Source organism: Trebonia kvetii (assembly GCF_007827045.1).
Classification (GTDB): Bacteria; Actinomycetota; Actinomycetes; order Streptosporangiales; family Streptosporangiaceae; genus Trebonia; species Trebonia kvetii.
Genome location: NZ_RPFW01000004.1, coordinates 257,669 through 283,944, shown reverse-complemented (window position 1 = coordinate 283,944; position 26,276 = coordinate 257,669). Strand labels below are relative to the sequence as shown.

Sequence of the window (26,276 nt, the reverse complement as noted above, 5' to 3'; positions counted from 1 at the left end):
AGAATCTGTTGCGCCTGTGTTCGTTTCTTATGCGCTAATCGCGGCGGCGAAGGAGCGGAAGTTGGCGATGAGGCGGTCGATGTCAGCTTCGTCGTGTTGCACGGAGATCAGCCACTGCTCGATCTTGCCCCAGGGCGGCAGGAACACCCCGCCGTTGTGCTGGAACAGCCAGTGGGCGTGGCTGAGCGAGTCGTCGACGGTGAGGAACTCGCGGTAGTCCCTGATGGCCTGCGGGCCGAAGACGACGCAGCCCTTGGCGCCGGCGGTCATCACCCAACCGTTCAGTGCGTACTCCCTGATCGCCGCGCTGATGCCCGCAGCGGCACGGATACGCAAGCCCTCGATGCGGCTGTAGGTCTCCTCGGTGGCGACCTCGGTCAGCATCGCGCGCGCCGCGGCCATCGCGAGCGGGTTGCCGTTGAACGTGCCGACCATCTCGTAGCCGCCGCTCGCCACGTGGTCCATCAGCGGGACCGTGCCGCCGATCGCGGCGATCGCCACTCCCCCGCCGAGCGACTTGGCCAGGCAGACGAGGTCAGGCGTGACACCCGACTGCCTGGTCACGCCGCCGGGGCCGACGGTGAGGCCGGTCTTGACCTCGTCGAACGTGAGCAGCGCGCCGCGGGAGTGCAGGAGTTCCCGCAGGCCAGCCAGGTAGCCGGGCAGCGGTGCGATGATTCCGGCGTTCATCATGATGGGCTCGACGATCATGCCGGCGACCTGGCCGGGGTGCGCCTCGAGGAGCCTGGCGACGCTGCCCAGGTCGTTGAACTGGGCGATCAGCGTGAGGCTGGTGATGGCTCGCGGTATGCCGCTCGAGGACGGAACGCTGTTGGGGTTTTCCTTCGGGCCCGCGTCGTCTTCGTCCGGCATGACAGAGACCTGAACCGAGTCGTGGTGGCCGTGATAGCCGCCCTCGACCTTGATGATCAGGTCGCGGCCGGTGTAGGAGCGCATCAGGTGGACGGCGTCCATGGTGGCCTCGGTGCCGGAGTTGGCGAAGCGCCACCGCGGCAGTCCCCACCGTCCGGCGAGTTCCTGTGCGACGACGATGGCGTTGCGCGTGGGCTGCGCGAAGTGGGTGCCGTTGTCCACCTGGGCCTTGACCGCCCTGACGACGGCCGGATGAGCGTGGCCTGCCAGGGCAGCGCCGTAGCCGCCGTGCAGATCCACGTACTCGTTGCCGTCGACGTCGTAGACCTTGCCGCCCTTGCCGTGGCTGAGCCAGACCGGCTGCGGCTGGGTGATCTGCCAGTTCGAGGTGACGCCGCCGGCGAGGACTTCGGTCGCCGCCGCGGCCAATTCGGCCGAGCGCGGCTGGCGCCTGGTGAAGATTTCCTCCTGCTCGGTGATGATGGCGGCGAGCCTGGTGTCTGCTTCGGTGAGCACTGTTGCTCCTCTGCATGCTGACTGAACATTCAGTCATAGGCTTGACTGAACGTTCAGTCTAGGCGCGTCTGCTGATCCGGGCAAGCCTCGTGGCGGCCGCGACTGTGCGGGAGAGGTAGCGTTACGCGCGTGAGCATCTACGACATCCCGGTGAAGACCCTGGCCGGGGAAGATTCTTCGCTTGGCGCGCTCGCGGGCAAGACCCTGCTCGTGGTGAACGTCGCCTCCAAGTGCGGGCTGACCCCGCAGTACACCGCGCTCGAGGAACTGCACGAGCGGCTGGCGCCGCGCGGCTTCTCCGTCGTCGGATTCCCGTGCAACCAGTTCGGCGGGCAGGAGCCCGGAACGGCGGACGAGATCGAGCAGTTCTGCTCGACCACGTACGGCGTGACGTTCCCGATGTTCGAGAAGATCGAGGTCAACGGGCCTGGACGGCACCCCGTCTACGACTCGCTTACCGCGGTGCCCGACGCGTCCGGTGAGGCCGGTGACATCCAGTGGAACTTCGAGAAGTTCCTGATCGGGCCGGACGGCTCGGTCGTGGCGCGCTTCAGGCCGCGGACCGTGCCTGACGACCCTGAGGTCCTCACCGCCATCGAGTCTCACCTGCCTGGCTGAGGCATCCGTCTTTAGACAGCTTTAGACAGCGATGAGCCGGCCCCGGCGTCTTTGACGTCGGGGCCGACTTGTTGCGTTACTCGGCTGGCGCTTGCTAGGGCAGCTTGATCTTGCCGACAGCCTGAATCTCCTGCTGCTGACCGAGCGCCCGAGCGGTCTGGGACGGGTTGCACGTCCCGTTCTTGAGCTTGGGACCGATGCCGATGACGGACAGCGCATAGGTGCCGCTGCCGCTGATGCCCTTGTACTTGCCGGATCCGCTGCCGAGCTTGAACGTGCCCTTTTCCGAGTACATGAACAGGCAGGTCTTCGGGTTGAACGACTGGTCCTGCGTCCCCTTCTTCGTCGTGTGCTTCACCAGGAAGGTGCCGCCGGAGAGGTGGAACGTGTCGGTGCCGTTCGCGTTCTGGTGGTCCACGCCCGCGGAGGTGATGACGCCCCAGGCGAGAAGCGGGTTATTGATCGTGGTCTGGCTGGTGCTGGTGTTCATCATCTGGAAGTGCTGAGTGCCGCTGACCGCGGCGGGCCTGGCCGTCACTTGTGCCGCGCCGGCCGGGACCGCCAGCCCGACGACCGCCGCAGCCGCGGCGGTGCCGGCCGCGGCGAGCACGGCCGTCCGTGTCCGCCCCGTTCCCGCGAGGCGGCGCAGGCCCGTTCCCCTGTTCCCCGTTTCCATCTCGTGCCCCTTCCCCTCTCGTAGCGTGTCGCGCCCGGGACTCCCCTCCGGCGCCCCGGGTGCGTGACATCACGGAAAGCATGGGCCCGGCGGCGGTGCCGGGGCATCACGGTGGGTACCACCAGATTTGCCCCGGAGCCGTCATTGCGGTGTCGACCAGTCGACCGCGGTTACGGGAGCTTGATCTTGCCGACCGCGTTGATCTCCTGGTGCCAGGCGACGGGCACCGCGTTCTGTGACGGGTTGCAGGCGCCGCTCTTGAGCTTGGCGCCGATGCCGATGATGCTCAGCGCGTAGGTCCCGCCGCCGCTGACGCCCTTGTACTTGCCCGTTCCGCCGGTGAGCTTGTAGGTGCCCTTCCCGGTGATCTGGAGCAGGCACGTCTTGCTGTTGAACGACTGCTTGCTCTGGCCCTTGGCCGGGGTGTGCTTCAGCCCGATGGTGCCGCCGGAGAAGATGAAGGTGTCGGTGCCGTTCGCGTTCTGCCGGTCGGTACCCGGTGCGGTGAGCGCGCCGTAGGCGATGAGCGAGCTCTTGGTCGCCGTCGGCGAGGTGGTCATCATCTGAAAGTGCTGAGTCCCGCCCACAGCCGACGCGGCCACCGGCGACGCGCCCGCCGGAAGCGCCAGCGCGGTCACCGCCGCGGTGGCGGCGAGGCCCGTCGTCGCGAGCATGGCGGCCCGCCTGCGTCCCGCTGCCGCGCGGCGGATGAAAACTGTTGCCCTGGTTCCCTGTCGCATCGTGCGCCTTCCCTCGTGCTGTCCCGGAACCCCGTCGGCCTTCCGGGTCTCTGTCATCTGGGTAAATCCTCGATCACGCAAAGCGGCAGGACATCACTGAAGACACCACAACCACTCGGGGACTAGCACGCCGGCGAGCGTGGGGGTACCACGCGGGCGAGGGTTCGTTAGCGAGCCATACGACCGCGGCACGCGGATTTGGGGGGACGCATATTGCCGGCCGGCGGTGCGCGGGTCTAGCGTCCGCGCCATGACGACATTTGTTCTGGTCCACGGGGCGTGGGGCGGGTCATACGGGTTCAGGTACCTGCGCGGGCCGCTACGGGAGGCCGGGCACGAGGTGTTCACCCCGTCGCTCACCGGGATCGGCGAGCGGGTGCACCTTTCGTCGCCGCAGGTGAACCTCACGACGCACGTCACCGACGTGGTGAACACCATCCTGTACGAGGACCTGACGGACATCGTCCTGCTCGGTTACTCCTATGGAGGCATGGTGGTCACCGGGGCGCTCGAGCACGTCGCTGACCGGGTGGCCCACCTCGTCTACCTGGACGCGTTCAAGCCCGCCGACGGTGAGTCGCTCGCCGACCTGTCCGGTGCGCCCTACCGTGCTGCGGCGATCGGTCCCGGCCGTGACTGGCTGGTGCCGCCGCTGTCGCGGCCCATGGAGGACGCGGCCGCGGCGGACTGGTTCGGCTCACGGCGCAGCCCGCACCCGGTGGGCTGCTTCCTCGAGCCGGTCCGGCTGCGCAAGCCGCTCGAGGAGTACCCGTTCAGCCGGACCTACATCAAGGCGCTGCAGGAGGCGCCACGGCCGGACAACGGCGGGCCGAGCGCGTTCTGGCGGGCCGCGGCGGCCGTCAAGGCCGATCCTGCCTGGCGGTACCGGGAGATCGACACCGACCACCTCATCCCGATCAACCGCCCGGCGGAGCTGACAGAACTGCTGCTCGAACTGGTCTAGCGCGGCGCTTCGCCCGGCGGCCGCTCACCTGCGGGCACGACACCCGCCCCGCAGCGCGGCGCTTCAACCGCAGCGCGGCGCTTCAACCGCAAACGCGGCGCCTTCCCAGAGTTCTTGCTGTTATCAGGCGGTGGCCCGGCATTGTGGCGTTTAGGGGCAAAACGGTTTTGGCTCTGTGTGCCACAGGACCAATAGGGCTAGCTCTGTGTGCCGCAAGGCCAGAACGATCGGCGCTGGGTGCCTGGATTCGGTGTGTCCTGGATTCGGTGTGTCCTGGATGCGATGCGCCGGAAACGGCGCGGCCGTGGGGGGACGGGGCCGCGCCGTTTCCGGTCGGCGGCTAGCAGGCGGGGTGAGCCGGCCAGCTGGCTGGATGGTTGGCGGGGTTGAGTGGCCAGGTGGTCCGTGGCCAAGGGGTCAGCGGGCGGCGAAGTCCGAGATCACGGGCAGGGCCGTGTCTGTGTAATCCCACATGGCCTGGTTCTCCCAGCCATCGCCCGACGATGGGTCGGTCGGGTCCCAGCCGTTGCCCTTGACCACCGTCCAGGTCGGCTCCCAGTAAAAGGCGCCGAGGCCCATCCCGTTCGGCACCGCCTGGACGACCGACAGGACGTCGCGGAAGTTGGCCGCCTGCCCCGCCGGGGTGGCCGGGTAGCCGGGATCGAGCGAGGCGGGGTCGGAGAACGACAGCGACGCGGTTGGGTCGTTGCTTGCCAGAGTGAACGGGTAGGCGGTCTCTACGACCATGGCCGGCTTGCCGAACTGGGCGGTGAGCCCGTCCAGGTCGCCCTGCAGTACGTCGAGCCTGCCGTGCCAGTAGTCGTAGTAGGACAGCCCGATGATGTCGAACGGCACGCCGTAGGACTCGGCCTGCGAGTACCACCAGGCGAGACCGGACTCATCCCACGCGGCGGCCAGGTGCAGCACGATCTTGGCGGGCGGGAAGGCGGCGTGCACGCCCGCGATGCCCGCCTTGAGCAGCCCGGCGAGCTGCGCGAAGTCCGACGTGGAGCCGCTCGGCCAGAGCAGGCCGTTGTTGATCTCGTTGCCCACCTGCACCATCTGCGGCGGGGTGCCCTGCGCGACGAGGGCGGCGACGACCTGCTTGGAGTAGGCGTACATGTCCGCTTCGAGCTGCGGGAAGGTGTCACTCGCCCAGGCGGCGGGCGGGCTCTGGTGCCCTGGGTCGGCCCAGGTGTCGCTGTAGTGGAAGTCGAGCAGCAGGTGCTGGTGATGGCGCTTGGCCTCGCGCGCGCTCGCGAGCAGCTGCACCTCATCGTTCATGCCGTCAGCCGGGTTCACCCACACCCGGAGCCTGACCCAGTTCATCCCCGCGTCCGCGAGCTGGGCGAGCGCGTTCTCCGGCCGGCCGGACGCGGTGTAGTAGACGCCGCCGTCCTGCTCGCCGCGGTACAGGGTGGAGACATCGCCACCGCGGATGGGCAGCGACGCGGTGCCCGAGGTAAAGGTGACCCCGGTGAAGTTGGTCCAGTCGCCCGCGTTGCCGGCGGTGACCAGGTTGATCGTGCACCGCCGCGCGGTGACGTGGACCGAGGTGACGATCTGCACCCAGTTGCCGTCGGAGTCGGCGGGAACCGCGGTGGGAGTGTTGTCGCCGCCGCAGCCGGTGAGCGCGATGTAGTCGGATTTGTGGCCGCCGCTCGACCTGGTCCACACGCCGAGCGTGTAGAACCCGTTCGGTATCCCGGTCAGCTTCTGATACGTGTCGACGTGGTAGGCGGCCGTGGACCAGTGGGTGAGCTGGTAGGAATCGCCGTTGTAGCCCTCCGCCGTCCACTCGGTATAGGAGGCACTCGCGGTGCCGTCGGGCGAGTAGGTGCTCCAGCCGGCCGGCGTCGCGGTGCCGGTGCCATCGGCGTCGAAGCCGGGGTTGACGACCGTGACGGCGCCGCCGCCGGCCTGGCTCGTCGCGGCGGCGGTGGCCGACGCCGTGACGGCGGGCGTGATGAGCAGTGCCGTCGCGGCGGCTGCCGCGACGAGGGCCTGTCTTGCTCGGCGCGGTGAGCTCCCGCCGTCCGCGGGGCCGGGGAGCGGGGTGCGCGGTTTCATGGTGCTTCTCCTTTGATCACCAGGGGTGTGTTGCGTGCGCGGGCGCGGCCGGGAGCCACGCGGGCGGGGCGGCCGCCTGGCGGGGCGGCCGGTGCGTGCGAAGCGCGGGCGGTGCGAAATGCAACGGGTGGGCGGGTGAGAGGAGGTACCTGCGGAGGCGGGGTTGACGGGGTGCTGCGGTGTCGGAGCGGTGCGCTGCGGGTGGCGCGGTGTCGGAGTGGCGGGAAAGCGGGTGGTGGAAAGCGGAGTGGCGGTTTGTTCGGCGAAGGGAGAGCGGTGCCGCGGGGTGGAGTGGACGGTCTAGTCGAGCGGGTCGGGTGAGGCGGGCAGGTCGGTGATGACCCGGACGTCGCCGCCGGGTACCGAGATGGCGCGGTCGCCGACGAGCACCGATGTCGTGTCGGGGCCGTGGTTGATGAGGAAGGTGTACCGGCGGCCGGGCCGCGACCTGCGGACGACCTCCAAGTCGCGGGGCCAGGGGGTCCCGTCGGCGGGGCCAACGGGGGCAGTGGAGCCGGCGGGGACGGAGAGGCCCGCGGAGGCCGAGAGACCCGAGTCGGAGAGACCCGAGTCGGAGAGACCCGAGTCGGAGAGACCCGAGTCGGAGAGACCGGAGGCGGAGAGGCCGGAGGCGGGAGCGGGGGCGATGGGGACGACGGGCGTGGTGAGGCCGGCCGACTCGCAGGCCACGGCGAGCAGTGCTGCCGTGGTCGGCGCGTCGGTGCGCGCGGAGACATACCAAGCGCGGCCGGCGCCGAGCTCGTGCCTGGTGACGGCCGGACCTCCGGCGGCCGGGCCGTCGGCATACCAGGCGACCGGCTTGGCGTCGCCGAGGATCACCGCCTCGGTCCAGGCGTCGGCGGCGCCGAGTACCTGGCTGGTGCCCGCCAGGCCGGCGGCGCCGCCCGGCTCCCCGGTGAGAGTGACACTCTCGCCGGCGCGCAGCGGCAGCCATTCCTCCACGTGCAGGCCGAGTATGTCGCGCAGCACCCCCGGGTAGGGGCCGGGGTGCACCCGGTCGTGCTCGTCGACGATGCCGGAGAAGCAGCAGACGACGAGGGTGCCGCCTGCCTCGACGTAACGGCGCAGGTTGGCCGCGCCCCGTTCGGTGGCCAGGTAAAGCGCGGGCGCCACCACGAGCGGGTACCGGCTGAGGTCGGCCTCCGGGTGAGCGAAGTCCACGGTGAGGCCGGCCCGAAAGCACGCCTCGTACCAGGCGCGCATACGCTCGAGATGGCCGAGGTCGGTGCTCGGCCGCCACTCGAACTCGAGCGCCCACCAGGATTCCCAGTCCCACAGCAGCGCGAGGTCGGGCTCGACCGTGGTACCGCGCAGGCCGGCCAGGTCGCGCAGCTCGCCCCCCAGCTCGACGACCTCCCGCCAGATCCGGCTGTCCGTGCCGGCCTGTGGCAGCATCGCCGAGTGATGCTTCTCCGCGCCGTACCTGCTGGCCCGCCACTGGAAGAACAGCACGCCGTCGGCGCCGCGGGCCACATGGGCCAGGGAGTTGCGGCGCATCTCGCCCGGGCGCTTGGCGATGTTCCTCGGCTGCCAGGACACGGCGCTCGTCGAGTGCTCCATCAGCACCCACGACCCGCCTCCTGCCAGGGACCGTGTCATGTCCGCCGACATGGCGAGATCCAGCTGATTGTCGGTCCGTTCGGCGATCAGGTAATTGTCGTTGGAGATCACGTCGACCTCGGGCGCCCACCGCCAGTAGTCCACGCTCTTGCAGTTGTTCGCCATGAAGTTCGTGGTGACGGGCACGCCGGGTGACAGCTCGTGCAGGATGTCCCGCTCGCGGCGGAAGCAGGCGAGCAGCGCGTCTGAGCTGAACCTGGCGAAGTCGAGCCGTTGCGCGGGGTTCACCACGGTGGTGGAGGTTCGCGGCGCGTCGATCTCGTCCCATTCGCCGTAGCGCTGCGACCAGAAGGCGGCGCCCCACCGGTCGTTGAGTGTGTCCAGGTCGCCGTAGCGGTCGCGCAGCCAGTCACGGAACGCTGCCACGGATGTCTCGCAGTAGCACTCCCCCATCGGCGCGCCGTACTCGTTGTTGACGTGCCAGAGCACAACCGCCGGATGCGATCCGTAGCGCTCCGCCAGCTTGCGGGTGATCCCGGCGCAGGCGCTCGCGTACGCGGGGCTCGACGGGCAGTAGGCCTGGCGCGACCCGCCGCCGAGCACCTGCCCGTCCCTGGTGACCGGGTGCGCCTCGGGATGCCGCCGCAGGAACCAGGGCGGCGGCGCGGCCGACGGGGTGCCAAGGTCCACCGCGATGCCCGCGTCGTGCAGCAGGCCGAGCACCTGGTCAAGCCAGCCGAAGTCGTATTCACCTGGCCGTGGCTCGAGCATGCCCCAGGAGAAGATCGCCACCGAGACGAGCGTCACCCCGGCCTCGCGCATCAGCACGACGTCCTGCTCCCACACCTCCGCAGGCCACTGGTCAGGGTTGTAGTCCCCGCCGTAGGCGAGTCCGTCGATCCGTGGCCAGCGTGAATGCATGGGAAACTCCGTCGTTCCGTGTGTCAAGATCTGGGACCGCTCACAGGCGAATAACAGAATGAAAGCAGTGGAAGCCGACTCTTGACAAGTATTCACAACGGGTTAACTCTGGGAGCGTTCACAGACATCGGGCTGTGGCGTTCGCGACATCGCGGACAACTCGGCACTAAGCGGATAATCTCGTACGATCCTTCACTGCGGAGGGACCATGAAGCTCATCAACACCCGGCGGGTGACGGCGGCCGCCGGCGCGGCCATCGCCGTCCTTGTCGCCGCGGGCTGCTCGTCAAGCAGCTCGACCTCGTCGCCGCCCGCCACGGGCACGACGTCCTCGGCCGCGCCCGCCTCCTCGTCCGCGGCCGCGTCCTCGCCGGCCGCGTCGGGGCAGAAGGTCACCCTGTCCTTCTGGACCTGGGTACCCAACATGGACAAGGTCATCGCGATCTGGAACAAGGCGCACCCGGACATCCAGGTGCAGGTGCAGGTGCAGGCGGGCGGCGACGCCGAGCTCACCAAGCTGCTCACCGCCGCGAAGGCCGGCAACCCGCCGGACCTCGCGCAGGTCGAGTACCAGGTGCTGCCGACGCTGGTGTCCAACAACTACCTGGCCGACATCTCGAAGTACGACGGCAGCCTGAAGAGCGACTTCCCCGCCGGCAACTGGAACCAGGTGACGCTGGGCAGCAACGCCCTGTACGCGATTCCGCAGGACGCCGCGCCGATGGCGCTGTACTACCGTGCCGACCTGTTCACGAAGTACCACCTGACCGTGCCGACGACCTGGGCGCAGTTCGCCGCGGACGCGACCAAGCTGCACTCGGAGGCGCCCGGCGTCTTCCTTGGCACGTTCTCCGCGGTCGACCCCGGCGAGTTCGCCGGCCTGACGCAGCAGGCAGGCGCCCAGTGGTGGTCAGCCTCCGGCAGCACCTGGACGGTCGGCATCGACGGGTCCGCGAGCCAGAGGGTCGCTTCCTACTGGCAGTCCCTGGTGGCCGGCGGCGGCGTCGACAACCAGCCGCAGTGGACCGCCGCATGGAACAAGGGCATGAACAACGGCAAGTACATCGCCTGGGTCTCCGACATCTGGGCACCCGGTGACTTCCCGTCGGCGGCGCCGTCCGGCGCGGGCAAGTGGAAGATCGCCGAGCTGCCGCAGTGGACCGCGGGCGCGCACGTCGTCGGCAACTGGGGCGGTTCCTCTACCGCGGTCATGGCCGCGTCGAAGAACCAGCAGGCCGCGGCGCAGTTCGCCGCCTGGCTGAATACCGACCCGACGGCCACCGCCGCGCTGGTGTCCGATGGCGGCATCTACCCGGCCGACAGCGACGCGGAGGCCGCGCTCTCCACTCCGCCGGCGTACTTCTCGAACCAGTCCAACTTCTGGACCCTCGGCAAGCAATACGCGTCCGAGGCGGCGAACGTCACCTGGGGACCGGATGTGAACGTCGCGTACAGCGAGTTCTCCACCGCCTTTGGCGGCGCGGTAACCAGCAAGGGTTCGTTCCTCACCCCGCTGTCCGCCGTGCAGTCTGCCGTGCTGAGCGACATGAAGAAGAGCGGCTTCACGGTCGCGGCCGGCTGACGTGAGCCAGACACCGAAGAAGCGTACGGCGCCCCGCGTGGCGCCGTACGCCTTCGTCACCCCCGCGGTGGTGCTCTACGCGCTGGTGCTGCTCATCCCGATCGGTTACACCCTGTACTTGTCGGTGGAGAAAACCCAGGTCAGCGGCCTCGGGCTGGGCACGGGCGCACGGAAGCAGGTCTTCGCCGGGCTCAGCAACTACGCGAGCGCCCTCACCGATGCGGCGTTCCTGTCCTCGCTGCTGCGCGTTGTCGTCTACAGCCTGATCCTGGTCCCGGTGATGCTCGGTCTCGCCCTGCTCTTCGCGCTGCTGCTCGACGCCAGGCGGGTGCGGTTCCAGCAGTTCAGCCGGCTGGCGATCTTCCTGCCCTACGCGGTGCCGATTGTGATCTCCTCGCTGCTGTGGGGATTCCTCTACCTGCCCACCGTGTCGCCGTTCCCGGCCATCTTGAGCAAGTTCGGGCTGTCCATGCCCGACCTGTTCACCACGCACGTGGCGCTGCTTTCCGTGGCCAATGTCGGGGTCTGGGGCGGCACGGGCTTCAACATGATCGTCATGTACACCGCGCTGCGCGCGGTGCCGTCTGAGCTGTACGAGGCGGCACGGATCGACGGGGCGTCGCAGCGGGCGGTGGCGCTGCGGATCAAGATCCCGATGATCGCACCCGCCCTGGTGCTCACCGGGGTGTTCTCAATCATCGCGACCCTTCAGGTGTTCAGCGAGCCGGAGACCCTGGCGCCGCTGACCAACACGATCTCGCCGCAGTGGATGCCGCTGATGCGGGTCTACGACCTAGCGTTCAACGACAACAACAGCTACGAGGCCGCCGCGCTGTCGGTGATCATCGCGGCCGTCATGTTCGTCGGCTCCTTCTTCCTGCTGCGGGTCAGCAACAAGCGTGTCTTCCAGGGACGGTGAGCCGCGATGGCTTTGACGAGAACCGAAGGCGCGCTCACCGAGGCGCCATCCGCCGCGGCGTGGGCGGGCCGGCACGGCCGGGCAGGCGCCGAGCGGCGCACGGCCGTGCTGCCGACCGCGATCTTGCTGCTCGGGGCGGTGTACTGCCTGCTGCCGGTGGTCTGGGTGCTCATCGCCTCGACCAAGAACGACGCGCAGCTGTTCAACACGTTCACCCTGGAGCCCAACGGCTCCCTGTTCTCGAACATCCACGACCTGTCGTCCTACGCGGACGGTGTCTTCTGGCACTGGATGCTCAACACCGCGCTGTACGCGGGCGGCGGCGCGCTGCTGTCCACGGCGGTCTCCGCGCTGACCGGCTACGCGCTGGCCAAGTTCGAGTTCCGCGGCCGGACGCTGCTTTACAACCTGCTGCTCGCCGGCGTGCTCGTGCCGCCGGTGGTGCTCGCGCTGCCCCAGTACCTGCTGCTGGCCAAGTTCAGCCTGACCAACACCTACTGGTCGGTGCTGCTGCCGTCGATCCTGTCGCCTTACGGCATCTACCTGGCGCGGATCTACTCCAACGCCGCCGTACCCGACGAGGTGATCGAGTCGGCCCGGGTGGACGGCTGCCCCGAGGGCAGGCTGTTCGCGCGGATCGCGGTGCCGATGATGGTGCCCGGCCTCGTGACGATCTTCCTGTTCCAGTTCGTCGCGGTGTGGAACAACTTCCTGCTGCCGTTCATCATGCTCAGCGACGAGAACAAGTTCCCTCTCACCGTCGGCCTGTACACGCTGCTCAACCGCGGCTCGTCCGCACCCGCGCTGTACAGCCTTGTCGTGACCGGGTCGCTGCTGTCGATCATCCCGCTGATGATCTTGTTCCTCGCGATGCAGCGGTACTGGCGCACCGACATCGCCTCCGGCGCGGTCAAGCAGTGACCAGGTCGCGGTAAATATTAGGTATGAATGGCGGGCGGCGGCGGCCGACGATCGAGGACGTCGCGACGGAGGCGGGCGTGTCCCGCGGCACCGTATCCAGGGTGCTCAACGGCGGTCACTACGTGTCGCCGGTCACCCTGGACACGGTGAACCGGGCGATCAAGAAGACCGGCTACGTGGTCAACCAGCACGCCAGGTCGCTGGTGACCCAGCGCTCGGAGTCGGTCGCGTTCATCTTGTCCGAGCCGACCGAGCGGTTGTTCACCGACCCGAACTTCGCCGTCCTGCTTCGCGGCTGCACGCAGGCGCTCGCGGAGCACGACATCGGGCTCTTCGTCTGCATCGCCGCGTCCCACTCGGAGCGCACCAGGATCGCTCGCTTCCTCGCGGCCGGCCACGTGGACGGCGCTCTGCTGGTGTCGGCGCACGCCGGCGACCCGCTGCTCGGCCTGCTCGGCTCGGCGAGCGTGCCCTGCGTCGCCGTCGGCGCGCCGCTCGGCTTCGAGTCGAAGGTCTCCTACGTGGCGGCCGACGAGCGCGGCGGCGCGCGCACCATGGTGGAGTACCTGCGCCAGCTCGGGCGGACCCGGATCGCCACCATCACTGGGCCGCTGGACACGTCGGGCGGGCGCGGCCGGCTTGAGGGGTACCGGGACGTGATCGGCGGCTCGTTCGACGAGTCCCTTGTCGAAGAGGGCGACTACTCCCAGGACTCTGGCGAGCGGGCGATGACAAAGCTGCTAGAGCGGCACCCTGACCTGGACGCCGTGTTCGCCGCATCGGACGTGATGGCGGTCGGGGCGCTGAACGCGCTGCGCCGGGCCGGCCGCCGGGTGCCGGAGGACGTTGCCATCGGCGGGTTCGACGACTCGTCGGCCGCGGTCGCCGCCCGGCCCGCGCTGACCACGATCAGGCAGCCATATCACCGGATCAGCAGCGAGATGGTCCGGCTGCTGCTCGGGGCGATCTCCGGCGACGAGCCGTCCGCGGTGGTCCTGCCGACGGAGTTGGTGCGCCGCGGAAGCGCGTGAGACTGCCATCATTGGGGCATGGACCCTGAATCCACGGGCCAGCATCCCGCCGCCTCCCGCGCGGTCGCGTCGGCCCAGACGAAGCTGCTCGTGTCGCTCGGTGCGGCCATCGTCGGCGGTGCGATCGCCGCTCTGGCAGGCCCGCTCCGCAATGCGGCGCTCATCGGGTGGGACATCCTCGCGTTCGTCTACGGCGGCTGGGTGTGGTTCACCGTGTGGCCGTTCGACCCGGCGTCGACGCAAGCCCATGCCACACGGGAGGATCCCAACCGTGACCTGGCTGACCTGTTGATGCTGTGCGCGGCGATCGCCAGCCTGATCGCCGTGGGGATGGCCCTGTTCGGGTCGGCCAGCGGAAACGCGAGGTACGGGCAGGCCGCTCTCGCCGTCGTCTCCGTATTCCTGTCCTGGACTCTGCTGCAGACGGTGTTCACCCTGAAATACGCGCGGCTCTACTACTCGGACACACCAGGCGGAATCGACTTCAAGGACCCAGAGGCGCCCGACTACCACGACTTCGCCTACCTGGCCGTTACCATCGGGATGACCTTCCAGGTCTCCGATACCGACATTCAGTCCAAGCAGGTCCGGCGGGCCGTGCTGCGGCACGCCTCGCTGTCGTTCCCGCTGGTCGCGGTGATCATCGCGACCACCATCAACCTGGTAGCCGGGCTCGCCAAGTAATAGACCGGATCGAGGGTCCGGCCGAAGGAGAAATGATGCGCGGCCGGAGTCAGCCGCTCCCGTTCGGGCCGCAAAATGTCAGACCCACCGCCTACAGTGTGGAACTGTGACGGCGACAGCAACCACTGACGACCTTGAGTTCTACCGGCGTGAGCTGACCGGGTACTGCTACCGGATGCTCGGTTCGGCCTTTGAGGCGGACGACGCCGTGCAGGAGACCATGCTGCGGGCGTGGAAGGGTGCCGACGGCTTCGAGGGGCGCGCCTCGCTGCGCTCCTGGCTGTACCGGATCGCGACCAACGTCTGCCTTGACGCGATGCGCGGCGAGAAGCGGCGGGCGCTGCCGATGGACCTCGGGCCCGCCTCGCCGCCGGTGGAGTCGTACATGCGGCCTGCCCCGGCCGAGGACCTCTGGGTGACGCCGATCCCTGACGCGCGGGTGGTGCCCGAGCAGGGAGACCCGGCCGAGATCGCGGCGGTCCGGGACTCGGTGCGGCTCGCGTTCGTGACCGCGCTGCAGCACCTGCCGCCGCGGCAGCGTGCGGCGCTGATCCTGTGCGAGGTGCTGCGGCTGCCGGCGGCCGAGGCGGCCGGCGTTCTCGACTCCTCGGTTGCCTCGGTCAACAGCGCGCTGCAGCGGGCCCGTGCGTCCCTGGCGGAACTGCCTGAGCACCAGCGGCCCGCCGAGGTCGAGCCGGAGAACGCTGAGCTGCTCAGCAAGTACGTGGACGCGTTCCAGCGGTACGACATGAAGGCGCTCCTCGCGCTGCTGCGCGAGGACGCGTTGCAGACCATGCCCCCTTTCGAGATGTGGATTCAGGGTGCGGACGCCATCACAACCTGGATGGTGCAGCCGGGACCGAGCCAGTGCGCTGGATCCATTCTCGTGCCCGTGCGGGCCAACGGCGTCGTCGGCTGGGGGCAGTACAAGCCAGATCCCGAGCATGGCGGCTACGCGCCGTGGGCGCTGCAGGTACACGAGGTAGTCGGCGGCCAGATCAGCCGGATGACGTACTTCCTCGACACCGAACGGCTTTTTCCGCTGTTCGGTCTGCGGGACAGAGTCTTCGACGATCGCTGACGCTCGCCGCCGGCCGAGCGACGAGCGCTCCGGCGCTGGGCGTCCCGGCGCCGGATGGACCGACCCGCGGCGAACGCCGGGATTAGAGTGGCAGAGTGTGCCCGTTATGCTGGGTTTGTGCGGGTTCTCTTTGTTATGCAGGATCACACGTCGCCCGGTGGGCTGGTCGGCGATGCGTTCACCACAGCCGGCTGGGACGTTTCGGAGATGCTGGTGGTGCCGAAGGAGCGCTACCACTCGCCCGACGTCCCCGTGACGTTCCCCTCCCCTGCCGAGTACGACGCGGTGACCTTCTTCGGCGCGGTGTGGTCGGTGTACGACACGGCGACGATCCCGTGGATCTCCGACCAGATCGGCTACGCGCGGTCGCTGATCTCGCTTGGGGTGCCGACGCTCGGCATCTGCTTCGGCGGGCAGATGCTCGCCGCCGCGGTGGGCGGAACGGTCGCCAAGGCGCCGATCCCCGAGGTCGGCTGGGTCTCCGTGGCCTCAGACGAGCCCGCCCTCATCGACGCCGGCCCGTGGCTGCAGTGGCACAACGACCGGTTCACGCTGCCCGCCGAGATACCGGTGATCGCCAGGACGGCCGTCGCCAACCAGGCGTTCGTCTACGGCCGCGCGCTCGGTGTGCAGTTCCATCCCGAGGTGACGGACGCCGTGCTCGAGTCCTGGCTGGACACCGGCGACTCCGAGCGGCTCGCGGAGGTGGGCATCGACCCCGGCCCCATGATCGAGCAGGCGCAGACGCTGGCCGACGGCGCGGCGGCCCGCGCGCACGGCCTCGTCCGCCGGTTCGTGCTCGACGTGGCGCGGCGCCCGGCGCAGCCGCTCCCCGCCGTGGCGGGCAGCTGACGGAGTCCGCGGTGGCGGGCTGAGACCGTTCTCACACCGTGCGGGCAGCCATCGGGGCGGCCGCCGGGATTAGCGTGAGAAGCGTGTCCCACGATCTGCTGCAGGCCCTGGCCATCTTCGCGGCCGGCCTCGCCGCTGGCACGATCAACACCGTGGTCGGGTCAGGGACGCTGATCACCTTTCCCACGCTGCTCGCCTTCGGCTACCCGCCGGTCGTCGCCAACGTGTCGAACAACGTCGGGCTAGTGCCCGGCGGCGTCTCCGGTGCGGTCGGTTACCGGGCCGAACTCAAGGGGCAACGGCGGCGCGTCATCCGGCTCGGGGCGGCGTCGCTGTGCGGCGGCCTGGTCGGCGCCATCCTGCTGCTCGTGCTCCCCGCCGCTGCGTTCAAGGAGATCGTCCCCGCGCTGATCGGGATCGCGCTGGTCATGGTGGTGTTCCAGCCGCGGCTGTCGAAGTGGGTAGCCGCCAGGCAGGCGGCGCAAAGCGGCGGTGCCGACGGGCCTGACGGGCCTGGCGCGGCGGGCGGTTCGACGGCGGTGGACGGCGGTCCCACGGCGGTGGACGGCGGTCCCACGGCGCTAGCCGGCAGTTCCACGGCGGCGGATGGCGGTTCCGGCACGGTGGGCGTGGTCACGCCGGTGGCAACGCAGACGATCGTGCAGGTCGGCGGCCCGGTGCTGTGGGTGCTTGTGTTCCTGTCCGGGGTCTACGGCGGGTACTTCGGCGCGGCCCAGGGGGTGCTGCTGCTCGGGCTGATGGGCGTCGCGTTCACCGACAGCATGCAGCGGATCAACGCGACGAAGAACGTGCTCGCCGGCCTGGTCAACGGGGTCGCCGCGGTCGTGTTCATCGTGGCGGGGCACGTGAACTGGGGCGTCGCCGGGCTCATCGCGGCCGGCTCGATCCTCGGCGGACAGGTCGGCGCGCGGGTCGGCAGGAAGCTGCCGCCGTGGGGGCTGCGCGTGCTGATCGTCTGCGTCGGCACCGCGGCCCTGGTCAAGCTGCTCGCCTAATCGCTTCGCCGTGCCGAGCGGGCCGCCGCTCGGCGGTGGCGTGCTCGGCGGTGGCGCGCTCGGCGGTGGCGCGCTCAGCGGTGGTGCTCGAAGCAGCGGTCGCCGGGATCGATGGCGCCAAGGATGCGCAGGCAGATGTCGCGGAGCTGGCGGGTCTTCGCCTTGCTCAGCGGGTCGAAGACAAGGTTCCTGACGGTCTCGACGTGACCGGGAGCGGCGGCGACCACGGCGTCGCGGCCCGCCTCGGTAAGTACCGCCAGGGTGTAGCGGCCGTCGTCAGGATCGGGGGTCCGGCGGACCAGCCCACGGCGCTCAAGCCGGGTGATGACCTGAGATAGCCGGGGTAGCGAGCCGTCGGCGAAGGCAGCGAGGACGCTCATCCGCAGCGAGCCTTCCGGCGCCTCGGACAATCCGGCGAGCACGTTGTACTCGAAATGACTGAAGCCGGCGTCCCGCTGAAGCTGGGCGTCAAGCGCCGCGGGCAGCTTGATCAGCAGGCTCACCACGGACAGCCAGGTGGCGCGCTCCTCGGTATCGAGCCAGTGCGGCTCCACCTCCGCCGGCGCCTCGCCAGGGGTCCCCATGCCGACCAGCATAACTTAACGATTGAAGTCGTACCCGCAGTCGCACCCAAACCGCGATCACTTGCATCTTGAAGTCATCTCCGGCTATTGTTCGGTTCACGCTTTAAGTGATCTGAGCTCATCCCCCGTTGCCAGGAGAAGTCATGAATATCTTGCTGTGGATCGTCGCTGGCGTGCTTGCTGCCATGTTCCTGCTGGCAGGCGCGATGAAGGTCGCCACGCCCAAGGAGAAGCTGCTCGGCACCATGAAATGGGCGAAGACCTGGCCAGAGCCGCGGCTGAAGGCCCTTGGCGCGGTCGAGGTGCTCGGCGCGATCGGGCTGATCCTGCCGCGGGCGCTGAACATCGCCCCCGTCCTCACGCCGATCGCGGCCGTGGGCTGCGCGATCGTCATGTTCGGCGCGACCATCACCCACTTCCGCATGAAGGACTACACGGGCATCGCGATGCCCGCCGTGCTGCTGATCCTCGCCATTGTCGTCGCGGCGGGCCGGTTCTAGCGGGTCCGTGCCGGGCCGATCGTGTCGGGCCGATCGGAAGTGGGCCTGTCGGAATGGCGCCGGGGTGCTTAGTCTGCTTGCGTGAGCACTGGTGCGGATGCGGGTGTTGGGCAGCCAGATTTCATCGCGCGGCACGGGCTGCTTTCCGGCTCGTCGGGCGCTCTCGCGGGCGAGGTAGCGGAACGGATCCTCACCCACGACCTGCGCACGGTGCGGTTCGCCGTGGTGGACCAGCATGGCGCCGTGCGGGCCAGGGCCCTGTCGCCGGACGCGGCGGTCAGCGCGTTCAGCAACGGCCTCGACTTCTCCGGTGCCATCTACTCGCTGGACACCGGCAACAACGTGTTCGTGCCCGCGTTCGCTGCCGGCGGCGGGTTCGGTCTCGCCGAGTTCACCGGCTTCCCGGACATCGTCCTTGTCCCCGACCCCACCACGTTCCAGATCCTGCCATGGGCGGACCGGACCGGCTGGGTGCTGTGCGACGCGTACTTCGCCAACGGGCAGCCGCTGCCACTAGACGGCCGGGGACTGCTGCGGCGGCAGCTCGCCGCGGCGGCGCGTCTCGGCTATGACCTCACCGTCGGGCTCGAGATCGAGTTCTCCATCTTCACACCGGAGGGCGGCCCGCTCGCGGCGGAGAACGCGGGGTTCACTCCCCCGCCGCCCGCCGTGTCGATCTTCGAGCGCGGCTACCAGTTCCTGTCGGAGAACCGGCTCGACTCGATGGCACCCGCGCTCGACGCCATCAGGGACGCGCTGTGGGCGCTCGGCCTGCCGCCCAGGGCCATGGATGACGAGTGGGGGCCCGGGCAGGTCGAGATCTCGTTCGCGCCGATGAGCGCGCTCGCGGCGGCGGACGCCGCGGTGCTGTTCCGGTCCGCTGTCAAGCAGGTTTGCCAGCGACGCGGCCTGCTCGCCACCTTCATGGCGCGGCCCGGCCTGGCGAACATCACCTCGTCGGGCTGGCATCTGCACCAGTCGCTCGTCTCGCTACCCGGTCGCCGCAACACGTTCGCCTCCGGCCAGGCGGCGCTGTCCGAGCTCGGCATGTCCTACGTGGCCGGCCTGATCGAGCACGCCGTGCCGTCGCTGCCGTTCGCCGCGCCGACCGTCAACGGGTACAAGCGGTTCCGGCCCTACTCGTTCGCGCCGGACCGGGTCGCCTGGGCGATCGAGAACCGCGGCGCGCTTGTCCGTGTGCAGGGCTCACCGGGCGACGCGAGCGCGCACGTCGAGTACCGGGCCGGCGAGCCCGCCGCGAATCCGTACCTGTACATCGCCTCGAGCCTCGCCGCCGGCCTGGACGGCGTCACGCGCGGGCTCACGCCGCCTCCGCCGGTCGAGGCCGACCCGTACGCGGCCGAGGATCTGACGCGGCTGCCCACTTCGCTGTCCGCCGCGGTGAAAGCGCTCGATGGCGACGCCTTCTACCGGGAGGCGTTCGGCGACACCTTTGTGGACTACATCGTCATGATGAAGCGCGGCGAGATCGGCCGCTACGAGGCCGCGCTCGCCGAGGCAGGCACGGCCGACTCAGCGGACGAGGTCACCGACTGGGAGATGCGCGAGTATTTCGAGTTCTTCTAGCTGGTTCCCCGGTCAGTGAGCCAACTGAGTCCGTACCGTGTCGACCATCGGCCAGTTGCCCGCCTCGTAGGCCGCCGCGAAATCGCTAAAGCCGCGGTAGATGTGCGACACGGGCGTTGAGCCGAAGTCAGACCGATCGACGACGGCAATATGCCCCTTGCTCATGAGGACGATCCACATGTGCGCGGCGTCTTCGTCGAGCACCTTGCGGCCGCGGATGGTGACTGGGCGCCCCGTAGCGTCGACGGTCTCGATCTCGACGGGCTCGAACTGGTCACTCACTGTCATCGTCCCCCTTTGGACGTGGTCTGACAGTCCGATCATGCCCTGACCGGCAGCCAGGCACCGTACAGCGGTGGCACCGACCTAAAAGAGCTTGTCAGTCGCGAGGCGGGCTGCTGGGTTAGAAGCCGAAGGCTGAGCCGTCCATGGTTTGGCTGGCCGGGGGTGCGGTCAGGGTCACCTGCTTGCCGACGCCGAACTTGATCTGCCCGGTACTGCCGCCTTGGCCCGTGGTGTTGGTGATCTGGACGATCTGCGGGGTGGACGAGTCGGTCACGTCCATGGTGCCGCCCTTGGTCTTGTCGGTGATCGGCAGGACCGGTACGCCGCCGGCCGTGGTGACCTTGCCCTTGGTCAGGGTGCCCGTCTCGGTGAAGAACTTGGTCATCTGGTTCACGTCGCACACCGCCGTCAGCGAGGCCACATTGGAGTTGCTGGTCGAGCCCTTGAGATAGCGGCCCTTCAGCAGCGCGATCGCGGCCGCCGCCTGGCTGCCCGCGCTCGACTCGAGGAACTTGTCGCTCGGCTTGATCCAGGCGGTGTTGCCGATCACCACGAAGGCGATGCTGCCCTTGCTGCCCTCAGACACGGTGCCGGCGCAGCCCTTGCCCTTCACGTAGCCGAGGTCGACGCCAAGCGTCTCGCCCGACTGGTTGACATCGCCCGTCATGGTGAAGCTGCTCGCCGACTTCAGGTCGCCGACGGCCGTAGCCACCACCTGCTTGGCCGACATGCCGGACAGCGGGTCAGAGCCGCCGCCCCCTCCCCCTCCGCCGCCACACCCGGCCACGGCCAGGCAGGCTGCGGCGGCCGCCGTCAGCGCCAGTGCGGCGCGGCGGCCGGCTCTCACCGGATTGATCCGAACGGAGGCGTGATAACCGTGGCTCGCCATAGCAACTCCCCTGGGCCGGCCCTCCCCGGGGTCGGCCGACTGTTCCAGGCCGATGGGTGCACTTGAAGCTAACCACAACACCTTCACGCAACCCCGGACATTGGCCGATTCATAAAATGTGCACCCAATCGTGGTGAAGTCCCCCAATTTACTTCGATGGACGTTCGCGGAAGATTGGGAGACGCATCTTGATCTCTCTGGCAACAGCCGGCACACCGCGCAAAGGAGACGGGCCCATGGCGGCGGACAATCACCCACGGGACATTCACGCCGAGCACGTCGGCAGCCTGCTGCGGCAGCCCTGGCTGCTTGCGGCCAGGGCGGATCACAAGGCCGGCACGATCACCGAGGGTGAGCTGCGGGCGGCCGAGGACCGCGCGGCGGCGGAGAACATCGAGGCACAGCGGTCGGCGGGGATCGGGGTGTTCACAGACGGCGAGGTGCGGCGGACCAACTGGATGACCGGCATCCTCGAGTCGATCGGCGGGATGTCGCCGGTCCGCACGCCAATGGTCACCTGGCACCGGGCGGACGGCGAGATCCCGCCCGAGGAGGAGACCGACTTCGTCATGACGGCGGCGGCCGCCAAGGTGTTCCAGAAGGACCACCTGACCGCCGTCGAGGCCGGCTACATGGCCGCGCACGCACCCGGCCCGTTCAAGGTCACCATGATGTCGGCGGCGATGGGCGGCATGACATGGCTGGCCGGGGTGAGCGACACGGCCTACCCGGATCCGGCGGAACTGGTCGACGACCTGGTGGCGCTGCAGGTCGCGGAGGTCGCCGAGCTGGCCGCCCTGGGGACACGGTGGGTGCAGCTCGACTCGCTGTCTTACAACCAGGTGTTCGACGACGAGTTCCGGGCGGCGACGCTGAACCCGATGGACCCGAATGTCATCCTTGCCGCCTCCGTCGCGGCGGACACGGCGATCGTCAACGGCATCAAGGCGGCGAACCCCGACGTCACCGTCGGCATGCACATCTGTCGCGGCAACAACCGCTCCGCCTACATGGCCAAGGGCGGCTATGGGCCGGTCGCGGAGCAGCTGTTCGGCACGGTGCCGGTCGACCGCTTCCTGCTCGAGTACGACGACGAGCGGTCCGGCGGGTTCGAGCCGCTGCGCTTCGTCCGGCCCGGTGCGACCGTGGTGCTCGGCCTGGTCTCCTCCAAGACGCCGGTGCTCGAATCGCAGGACGACCTGCGGCGGCGGATCGAGGCCGCGGCCCGCTACGTGCCGCTTGAGAACCTCGCGATCTCGCCGCAGTGCGGGTTCGCGTCCACCTCGGCAGGCAATGTCCTGACGCCGGACGAGCAGAAGGCCAAGCTCGCCCTGGTCGCCGAGACCGCCGCAAGGGTCTGGGGTTAACGGCCGGCGAGAGTTACGCTAACGCCGTGCGCTGGGTCGTGATGGCGGCGGTAGCCGCGGGTTTTCTCGGGGTCGCGGGCTGTACCGGGGGCGCCGCCGCGTCCGCCCACGTTGCGAGGGTGACGGTGCGGCTGCCAGCCTGCGCCTCGCACCTGGACGGGTACCCGGGGATCAGCTCCGGCCAGAAGCCGGCGTCCGCCCACGCCGGGGCGCCGGTGCCTGGGCACCCGGTCGCGGCGGTGGTGTGCCGGTATGCCGGGCCCGACAGCGGACTCGCGAGCTCGCACGCGGTGACGAGTCCGGCCCGCGTCGCCCAGTTGCAGAGCGCCATGGACAGGAGCAGTGTCATCCCGCCTGGCGTCCCCATGTTCTGCCTGCAGAGCGACGGCGAGTCGGCAGTGGTGCTCTTCGTGTATCCACCGGGCACGCCGGAACGCATCATCGGCGTCGACCCCTGGTGCGTGACGCTCCTTACCAGGTCGGCGCGGTATCTCGCCAACGGCGATGCCCGGCAGCTGCTCGCAGACTGGTCCGGGAAGTGGTAGTGCCACCGAGAGCTGCACGCCGCACTCTCGCCACAGGGGCTTCACCGGAGCACACGGCGGGGGCTGGCGCATCACTACGATGGCGTAATGGCGAAGAAGGGCAGCGGTAAGCGACATCACTCGGGGCATGGGGCGCTCGACAGTGCCCTGGCCCAGCTGCGGACGTCGATTTCCTCCGGTGACGTGCTGCATGCCGAGATGCAGGTCAGTCTCCTGCTCTCGCTGCCGCTGCTGGGTGACGGCACGGAGGAGGAGTACGGCCTGCTTGCCGACGCACTCATTGACAGCGCTGAGGCGTGGGGAGACGTGCCGGAGGGAGCGGCCTTCCTCCGGCTGCTGACGGCGCTCGGTCCCAGGCCCGTCAAGCGCCGGGCAAGCGAGGCGCTTGCCTACTACACCGACGCGGGAATCTACCCGCCGGAGTGGGTGAGCGGCATCGGCAAGCCGTCTCCCGGACTGGCGTACGGTGGCCGCGACGTGTTCGGTGACCGCGAGGTCATCCTCGTCACGTTCAGCTATCAGGACGCGGAGCACGCGCTGTTCGTCATACTTGATCTCGCCGAACTGCCCATGGTCATGTCCGTGGACATGACCATGGATGTTGCTCGGCTGCTGAAATTCTTCGAGGGCGGCGGCGAGCTCGTCGAACGCCTTGAGCCGGTCACGCTGTCCGAGGCGCGGCGCCGCATCGAGGAGCCGCTGGCACGCGCAGGCGAGAATCCCTATGTCGAGCTCCCCGAAGACACGCTGCTGCTCGTGCCGCTCGCCCGGTCCCGCGTCCGCCGACTGCCCGCACCGGAACCGGCTGCGGTCACCTACACCGCCGCCGACCGCGCGGCCGCCGTCGGCGAGTTCCTGGCGTGTCCGGAGGCTGCCGATGCCGGCGACGCGGACGTGGCGCGCTTCTGGGCGCAGGCGCTTACCGGGTACAGCGGCCGGGTTCCCGACGAGCCACCAGGTCAGGTCGGCAAGCACAAGCTTGACGCGGCGCTGCTTGGCTACGTGGCGAGCACGTTCACGCTCTCGGCCGCGCAACTCGGCGGGATCGCACCTGCGGTCACCGCGTGGGTCCGCTGGGCGGCGTCTCGGCAAGGCCTGGATGAGGCGGCCGCCGCGACCCTCATGACGCATCTAGCGACGGCGCTCGGCGACTTCCAGGCCACTTACGACGATCCCGGGAGCGTCGCGGCGCGCGGATATGTGCGTGACATCGCCACGCCGGACGTGGATGCGGCCTGGCTGGCGGGGTGCAGGGCCCGGCGGGAACTCGCGGTCCCGCTCCCGGAGAACCGCGAGGCGCACTGCGAGGTCATCGACGCCGCGGACCCGGATGGCCGGGCTGTTATCGTCACGTCGGAGTTTGCGTCGTGCAAGCCAGACGGCATGCCCAAGGGGGATTTCCTGTCGGCAGCGATGCGCGTGGCCAACGAGCTGTGGCAGGACGAGCCGACCGCGACCTGGCAGAGGGGCAAGACGCTGCTCGCCGAGGGGCATGACCGGCACGACGTCATCCACCTGCTGGCAGAGCCCAGGTACGGAGTGAGAACGCCGGCCGCGGGCTAGGGACGCGGCGGATGGTTCCGCGCCTGCCCTAGCCCTCGGTTGCCGTTGTCCTTGGGGTTAGTAGAGTCCGACGATATTGCCGTCGTCGTCTAGGTCGATGCTGATCGCGGCGGGCTTGCTTGCCAGGCCTGGCATGGTGCGCATGTCGCCGCAGATCAGGTAGACGAAGCCGGCGCCCACGCTGGCCCTTGCCTCGCGGATCGGGAGGCGGAAGCCGGTGGGCGCGCCCTTCAGGTTCGCGTCGTGGCTCAGGCTGTACTGGGTCTTGGCGATGCAGACCGGGAGATTGCCGAAGCCGTTCTTCTCGTAGCCGTCGAGCTGCTTGGCGGCAAGCGGCGCGTAGTCGACGCCGTCGGCGCCGTAGACCTTGCTGGCGATCGCCTCGATCTTCTGCCTGAGCGTGGCCTCGCTCGGGTAGAGGAAGTGGAAGTTGTTCGGCTTGCTCGCCACCTCGGCGACCGCCTCGGCGATCTCGGTGGCGCCGCGGCCACCGTCGGTGAAGTGGGTGCCGACCGCGGACTTGATCCCCATCGAGGCGGCAAGCTCGTGAATGACGCGGCGCTCCGACGCGAAATCCGACGGCATCCCGTTGATCGCCACCACCGGCTCGACGCCGTGCGCCCGGATGTTCTCCAGCTGCTTGCGCAGGTTCTCCGCCCCGAGCGCGACGTCGTCCGGGTTCTCCTTGAGCATGTCCTCGGGAAGCGGACGGCCGGCCACGACCTTGTACTTGCCCGAGTGACTCTTGAGCGCCCGCACCGTGGCGACCACCACGGCGGCGTCGGGCTTGAGGCCGGAGACCCGGCACTTGATGTTGAAGAAGCGCTCCGCGCCCATGTCCGCGCCGAAGCCGGCCTCGGTGACGAGGAACTCGCCGGTGTGGATGCCGATCAGGTCGGCGACGACGCTGGAGTTGCCGTGCGCGATGTTGCCGAACGGGCCCGCGTGCACGAAGACCGGGGTGTTCTCCAGGGTCTGCAGCAGGTTGGGCTTGAGCGCCTCGCGCATGATGACCGCCGCGGCGCCGGCCGCCTTGAGCTGTTCGGCGGTGACCGGCTCGCCCTGCTTCGTGTAGCCAACGACGATCCTGCCAAGCCTCGCTCGCAGGTCCTTCAGGTCCTTAGACAGCGCAAGCACCGCCATCACCTCGCTCGCCGCGGTGATGTCGAAGCCCGCCTGCCTCGGGACGCCGTCTCCCGCCGCGCCAAGGCCGATCACGATGTTGCGCAGCGCGCGGTCGTTGACGTCGAGCACCCTCTTCCAGGTGATCTGATTGAGGTCAAGGCCGAATTCGTTGCCCAGGTAAAGGCTGTTGTCCACCATGGCGGAGATCTGGTTGTGCGCGGCGGTCACCGCGTGCATGTCGCCGGTCAGGTGCAGGTTGAGCAGTTCGAACGGGACCGCCTGGGAGTAGCCGCCGCCCGCCGCGCCGCCCTTGATGCCGAACGTGGGGCCCATGGAGGCCTGGCGGATCGCGATCGTCGCCCGCCGGCCGATGTGACTGAACGCTTGCCCGAGTCCGATGGTGGTGGTTGTTTTTCCTTCGCCCAGTGGAGTGGGGGTAATCGCGGTGACGACGACGTACTTGGCCTTGGGCTGGTCTTTGAGTTCTTCGATCGCCTTGAGGTCGATCTTCGCGACGTGCTCACCATGCTGTTCGATGAGCCACGGGGGGATGCCGATGTCCTCGGCGATTTCCGCGATCGGCTTTAGTGTGGCTTGACGTGCGATTTCCAGTGCGGTTGGCATCGTCATGTCGGTAACCTCCGGCCCCTGTGACGGCTGTCCTTCCGCGATTGTTGCGCTGCCAGAACCGGCTTCCATCGGCGCAAAGCCAAAACCCGTGGCGAGAATTTATTCACGAGGCACAATGGCGAACTCGGTTACCTGGCCGCCGAATGCCCCGCGCTT

The 26,276-nt window shown here is 69.0% G+C and carries 24 protein-coding genes; 15 read left to right on the top strand and 9 right to left on the bottom strand.

Annotated features, from left to right (window positions below):
• Positions 1 to 27: 27 nt before the first annotated feature.
• Positions 28 to 1,389 (bottom strand): aspartate aminotransferase family protein, encoded by a 1,362-nt coding sequence (locus tag EAS64_RS21280; protein ID WP_145855338.1) that lies wholly within the window; start codon positions 1,387 to 1,389, stop codon positions 28 to 30.
• A 129-nt stretch (positions 1,390 to 1,518) separates the two neighbouring features.
• Here EAS64_RS21280 and EAS64_RS21275 point away from each other — a divergent pair, with 129 nt between their 5' ends.
• The gene (locus tag EAS64_RS21275; protein WP_145855336.1) at positions 1,519 to 2,007 is read left to right on the top strand and encodes a glutathione peroxidase; all 489 of its coding nucleotides are present in this window, start codon (positions 1,519 to 1,521) and stop codon (positions 2,005 to 2,007) included.
• A gap of 94 nt (positions 2,008 to 2,101) precedes the next feature.
• On the opposite strand, the gene EAS64_RS21270 is transcribed toward EAS64_RS21275, so the two are convergent.
• The gene (locus EAS64_RS21270) at positions 2,102 to 2,683 is read right to left on the bottom strand and encodes a hypothetical protein (protein ID WP_145855334.1); all 582 of its coding nucleotides are present in this window, start codon (positions 2,681 to 2,683) and stop codon (positions 2,102 to 2,104) included.
• Between the two features lie 170 nt (positions 2,684 to 2,853).
• Positions 2,854 to 3,480, bottom strand: a complete 627-nt coding sequence (locus EAS64_RS21265; RefSeq protein WP_145855332.1) for a hypothetical protein — start codon at positions 3,478 to 3,480, stop codon at positions 2,854 to 2,856.
• Between the two features lie 193 nt (positions 3,481 to 3,673).
• On the opposite strand from EAS64_RS21265, the gene EAS64_RS21260 reads away from it, so the two are divergent.
• A complete protein-coding gene (locus EAS64_RS21260; protein ID WP_145855330.1) occupies positions 3,674 to 4,387 on the top strand; it encodes an alpha/beta fold hydrolase in 714 nt (237 codons plus the stop codon).
• Between the two features lie 417 nt (positions 4,388 to 4,804).
• Here EAS64_RS21260 and EAS64_RS21255 read toward each other — a convergent pair whose 3' ends face one another.
• Positions 4,805 to 6,457 carry a glycoside hydrolase family 53 protein gene (locus tag EAS64_RS21255; RefSeq protein ID WP_145855328.1) on the bottom strand — a complete coding sequence of 551 codons (1,653 nt, stop codon included), beginning with the start codon at positions 6,455 to 6,457 and terminating at the stop codon, positions 4,805 to 4,807.
• A gap of 300 nt (positions 6,458 to 6,757) precedes the next feature.
• Positions 6,758 to 8,959, bottom strand: a complete 2,202-nt coding sequence (locus EAS64_RS21250; RefSeq protein ID WP_187366081.1) for a beta-galactosidase — start codon at positions 8,957 to 8,959, stop codon at positions 6,758 to 6,760.
• 208 nt (positions 8,960 to 9,167) lie between these two features.
• Between EAS64_RS21250 and EAS64_RS21245 the strand changes: the two genes are divergently transcribed.
• The 8 genes from EAS64_RS21245 to EAS64_RS21210 all read left to right on the top strand — a co-directional run bounded on the left by EAS64_RS21245 (position 9,168) and on the right by EAS64_RS21210 (position 17,045).
• Positions 9,168 to 10,541: an ABC transporter substrate-binding protein gene (locus EAS64_RS21245; protein ID WP_145855326.1), complete on the top strand. Its 1,374-nt coding sequence runs from the start codon at positions 9,168 to 9,170 to the stop codon at positions 10,539 to 10,541.
• 37 nt (positions 10,542 to 10,578) lie between these two features.
• A complete protein-coding gene (locus EAS64_RS21240) occupies positions 10,579 to 11,460 on the top strand; it encodes a carbohydrate ABC transporter permease (protein WP_246115797.1) in 882 nt (293 codons plus the stop codon).
• Between the two features lie 6 nt (positions 11,461 to 11,466).
• Positions 11,467 to 12,381 carry a carbohydrate ABC transporter permease gene (locus EAS64_RS21235; RefSeq protein WP_145855322.1) on the top strand — a complete coding sequence of 305 codons (915 nt, stop codon included), beginning with the start codon at positions 11,467 to 11,469 and terminating at the stop codon, positions 12,379 to 12,381.
• Positions 12,382 to 12,404: 23 nt separating this feature from the next.
• Entirely contained in the window at positions 12,405 to 13,412 is a 1,008-nt protein-coding gene (locus tag EAS64_RS21230) for a LacI family DNA-binding transcriptional regulator (protein ID WP_145855320.1), read from the top strand.
• Between the two features lie 18 nt (positions 13,413 to 13,430).
• A complete protein-coding gene (locus tag EAS64_RS21225) occupies positions 13,431 to 14,096 on the top strand; it encodes a DUF1345 domain-containing protein (protein WP_145855318.1) in 666 nt (221 codons plus the stop codon).
• 106 nt (positions 14,097 to 14,202) lie between these two features.
• Positions 14,203 to 15,177, top strand: coding sequence for a sigma-70 family RNA polymerase sigma factor (locus tag EAS64_RS21220; protein WP_145855316.1), 975 nt, complete (start codon positions 14,203 to 14,205; stop codon positions 15,175 to 15,177).
• A 117-nt stretch (positions 15,178 to 15,294) separates the two neighbouring features.
• Positions 15,295 to 16,029, top strand: a complete 735-nt coding sequence (locus EAS64_RS21215; protein WP_187366080.1) for a type 1 glutamine amidotransferase — start codon at positions 15,295 to 15,297, stop codon at positions 16,027 to 16,029.
• Between the two features lie 83 nt (positions 16,030 to 16,112).
• Positions 16,113 to 17,045, top strand: a complete 933-nt coding sequence (locus EAS64_RS21210; RefSeq protein WP_145855311.1) for a sulfite exporter TauE/SafE family protein — start codon at positions 16,113 to 16,115, stop codon at positions 17,043 to 17,045.
• A 74-nt stretch (positions 17,046 to 17,119) separates the two neighbouring features.
• Here EAS64_RS21210 and EAS64_RS21205 read toward each other — a convergent pair whose 3' ends face one another.
• Positions 17,120 to 17,629 (bottom strand): MarR family winged helix-turn-helix transcriptional regulator, encoded by a 510-nt coding sequence (locus EAS64_RS21205; RefSeq protein ID WP_145855309.1) that lies wholly within the window; start codon positions 17,627 to 17,629, stop codon positions 17,120 to 17,122.
• A 143-nt stretch (positions 17,630 to 17,772) separates the two neighbouring features.
• On the opposite strand from EAS64_RS21205, the gene EAS64_RS21200 reads away from it, so the two are divergent.
• Both EAS64_RS21200 and EAS64_RS21195 read left to right on the top strand, forming a co-directional pair.
• Positions 17,773 to 18,129, top strand: coding sequence for a DoxX family protein (locus tag EAS64_RS21200; RefSeq protein ID WP_145855307.1), 357 nt, complete (start codon positions 17,773 to 17,775; stop codon positions 18,127 to 18,129).
• A gap of 81 nt (positions 18,130 to 18,210) precedes the next feature.
• On the top strand, positions 18,211 to 19,716 hold the full coding sequence (locus EAS64_RS21195; protein WP_145855306.1) for a glutamine synthetase family protein: 1,506 nt from the start codon (positions 18,211 to 18,213) through the stop codon (positions 19,714 to 19,716).
• A gap of 12 nt (positions 19,717 to 19,728) precedes the next feature.
• On the opposite strand, the gene EAS64_RS21190 is transcribed toward EAS64_RS21195, so the two are convergent.
• Positions 19,729 to 19,998, bottom strand: a complete 270-nt coding sequence (locus EAS64_RS21190; protein ID WP_145855304.1) for a hypothetical protein — start codon at positions 19,996 to 19,998, stop codon at positions 19,729 to 19,731.
• 121 nt (positions 19,999 to 20,119) lie between these two features.
• Positions 20,120 to 20,848: a hypothetical protein gene (locus EAS64_RS21185; protein ID WP_145855303.1), complete on the bottom strand. Its 729-nt coding sequence runs from the start codon at positions 20,846 to 20,848 to the stop codon at positions 20,120 to 20,122.
• A 278-nt stretch (positions 20,849 to 21,126) separates the two neighbouring features.
• On the opposite strand from EAS64_RS21185, the gene EAS64_RS21180 reads away from it, so the two are divergent.
• From EAS64_RS21180 to EAS64_RS21170, 3 genes are all read left to right on the top strand, one after another.
• On the top strand, positions 21,127 to 22,257 hold the full coding sequence (locus EAS64_RS21180) for a cobalamin-independent methionine synthase II family protein (RefSeq protein ID WP_145855301.1): 1,131 nt from the start codon (positions 21,127 to 21,129) through the stop codon (positions 22,255 to 22,257).
• A gap of 26 nt (positions 22,258 to 22,283) precedes the next feature.
• The gene (locus tag EAS64_RS21175) at positions 22,284 to 22,802 is read left to right on the top strand and encodes a hypothetical protein (protein WP_145855299.1); all 519 of its coding nucleotides are present in this window, start codon (positions 22,284 to 22,286) and stop codon (positions 22,800 to 22,802) included.
• A gap of 87 nt (positions 22,803 to 22,889) precedes the next feature.
• Positions 22,890 to 24,365, top strand: coding sequence for a hypothetical protein (locus EAS64_RS21170; RefSeq protein WP_145855298.1), 1,476 nt, complete (start codon positions 22,890 to 22,892; stop codon positions 24,363 to 24,365).
• 57 nt (positions 24,366 to 24,422) lie between these two features.
• Here EAS64_RS21170 and EAS64_RS21165 read toward each other — a convergent pair whose 3' ends face one another.
• On the bottom strand, positions 24,423 to 26,120 hold the full coding sequence (locus EAS64_RS21165) for a formate--tetrahydrofolate ligase (protein WP_187366079.1): 1,698 nt from the start codon (positions 26,118 to 26,120) through the stop codon (positions 24,423 to 24,425).
• Positions 26,121 to 26,276: the final 156 nt, after the last annotated feature.

Bases quoted from the DNA above. Each gene is read 5' to 3' on its own strand.
- EAS64_RS21270 (WP_145855334.1), bottom strand. From the start codon at position 2,683: ATGGAAACGGGGAACAGGGGAACGGGCCTGCGCCGCCTCGCGGGAACG.
- EAS64_RS21265 (WP_145855332.1), bottom strand. From the start codon at position 3,480: ATGACAGAGACCCGGAAGGCCGACGGGGTTCCGGGACAGCACGAGGGA.
- EAS64_RS21260 (WP_145855330.1), top strand. From the start codon at position 3,674: ATGACGACATTTGTTCTGGTCCACGGGGCGTGGGGCGGGTCATACGGG.
- EAS64_RS21255 (WP_145855328.1), bottom strand. From the start codon at position 6,457: ATGAAACCGCGCACCCCGCTCCCCGGCCCCGCGGACGGCGGGAGCTCA.
- EAS64_RS21250 (WP_187366081.1), bottom strand. From the start codon at position 8,959: ATGCATTCACGCTGGCCACGGATCGACGGACTCGCCTACGGCGGGGAC.
- EAS64_RS21245 (WP_145855326.1), top strand. From the start codon at position 9,168: ATGAAGCTCATCAACACCCGGCGGGTGACGGCGGCCGCCGGCGCGGCC.
- EAS64_RS21235 (WP_145855322.1), top strand. From the start codon at position 11,467: ATGGCTTTGACGAGAACCGAAGGCGCGCTCACCGAGGCGCCATCCGCC.
- EAS64_RS21230 (WP_145855320.1), top strand. From the start codon at position 12,405: ATGAATGGCGGGCGGCGGCGGCCGACGATCGAGGACGTCGCGACGGAG.
- EAS64_RS21225 (WP_145855318.1), top strand. From the start codon at position 13,431: ATGGACCCTGAATCCACGGGCCAGCATCCCGCCGCCTCCCGCGCGGTC.
- EAS64_RS21205 (WP_145855309.1), bottom strand. From the start codon at position 17,629: ATGGGGACCCCTGGCGAGGCGCCGGCGGAGGTGGAGCCGCACTGGCTC.
- EAS64_RS21200 (WP_145855307.1), top strand. From the start codon at position 17,773: ATGAATATCTTGCTGTGGATCGTCGCTGGCGTGCTTGCTGCCATGTTC.
- EAS64_RS21180 (WP_145855301.1), top strand. From the start codon at position 21,127: ATGGCGGCGGACAATCACCCACGGGACATTCACGCCGAGCACGTCGGC.
- EAS64_RS21170 (WP_145855298.1), top strand. From the start codon at position 22,890: ATGGCGAAGAAGGGCAGCGGTAAGCGACATCACTCGGGGCATGGGGCG.
- EAS64_RS21165 (WP_187366079.1), bottom strand. From the start codon at position 26,120: ATGACGATGCCAACCGCACTGGAAATCGCACGTCAAGCCACACTAAAG.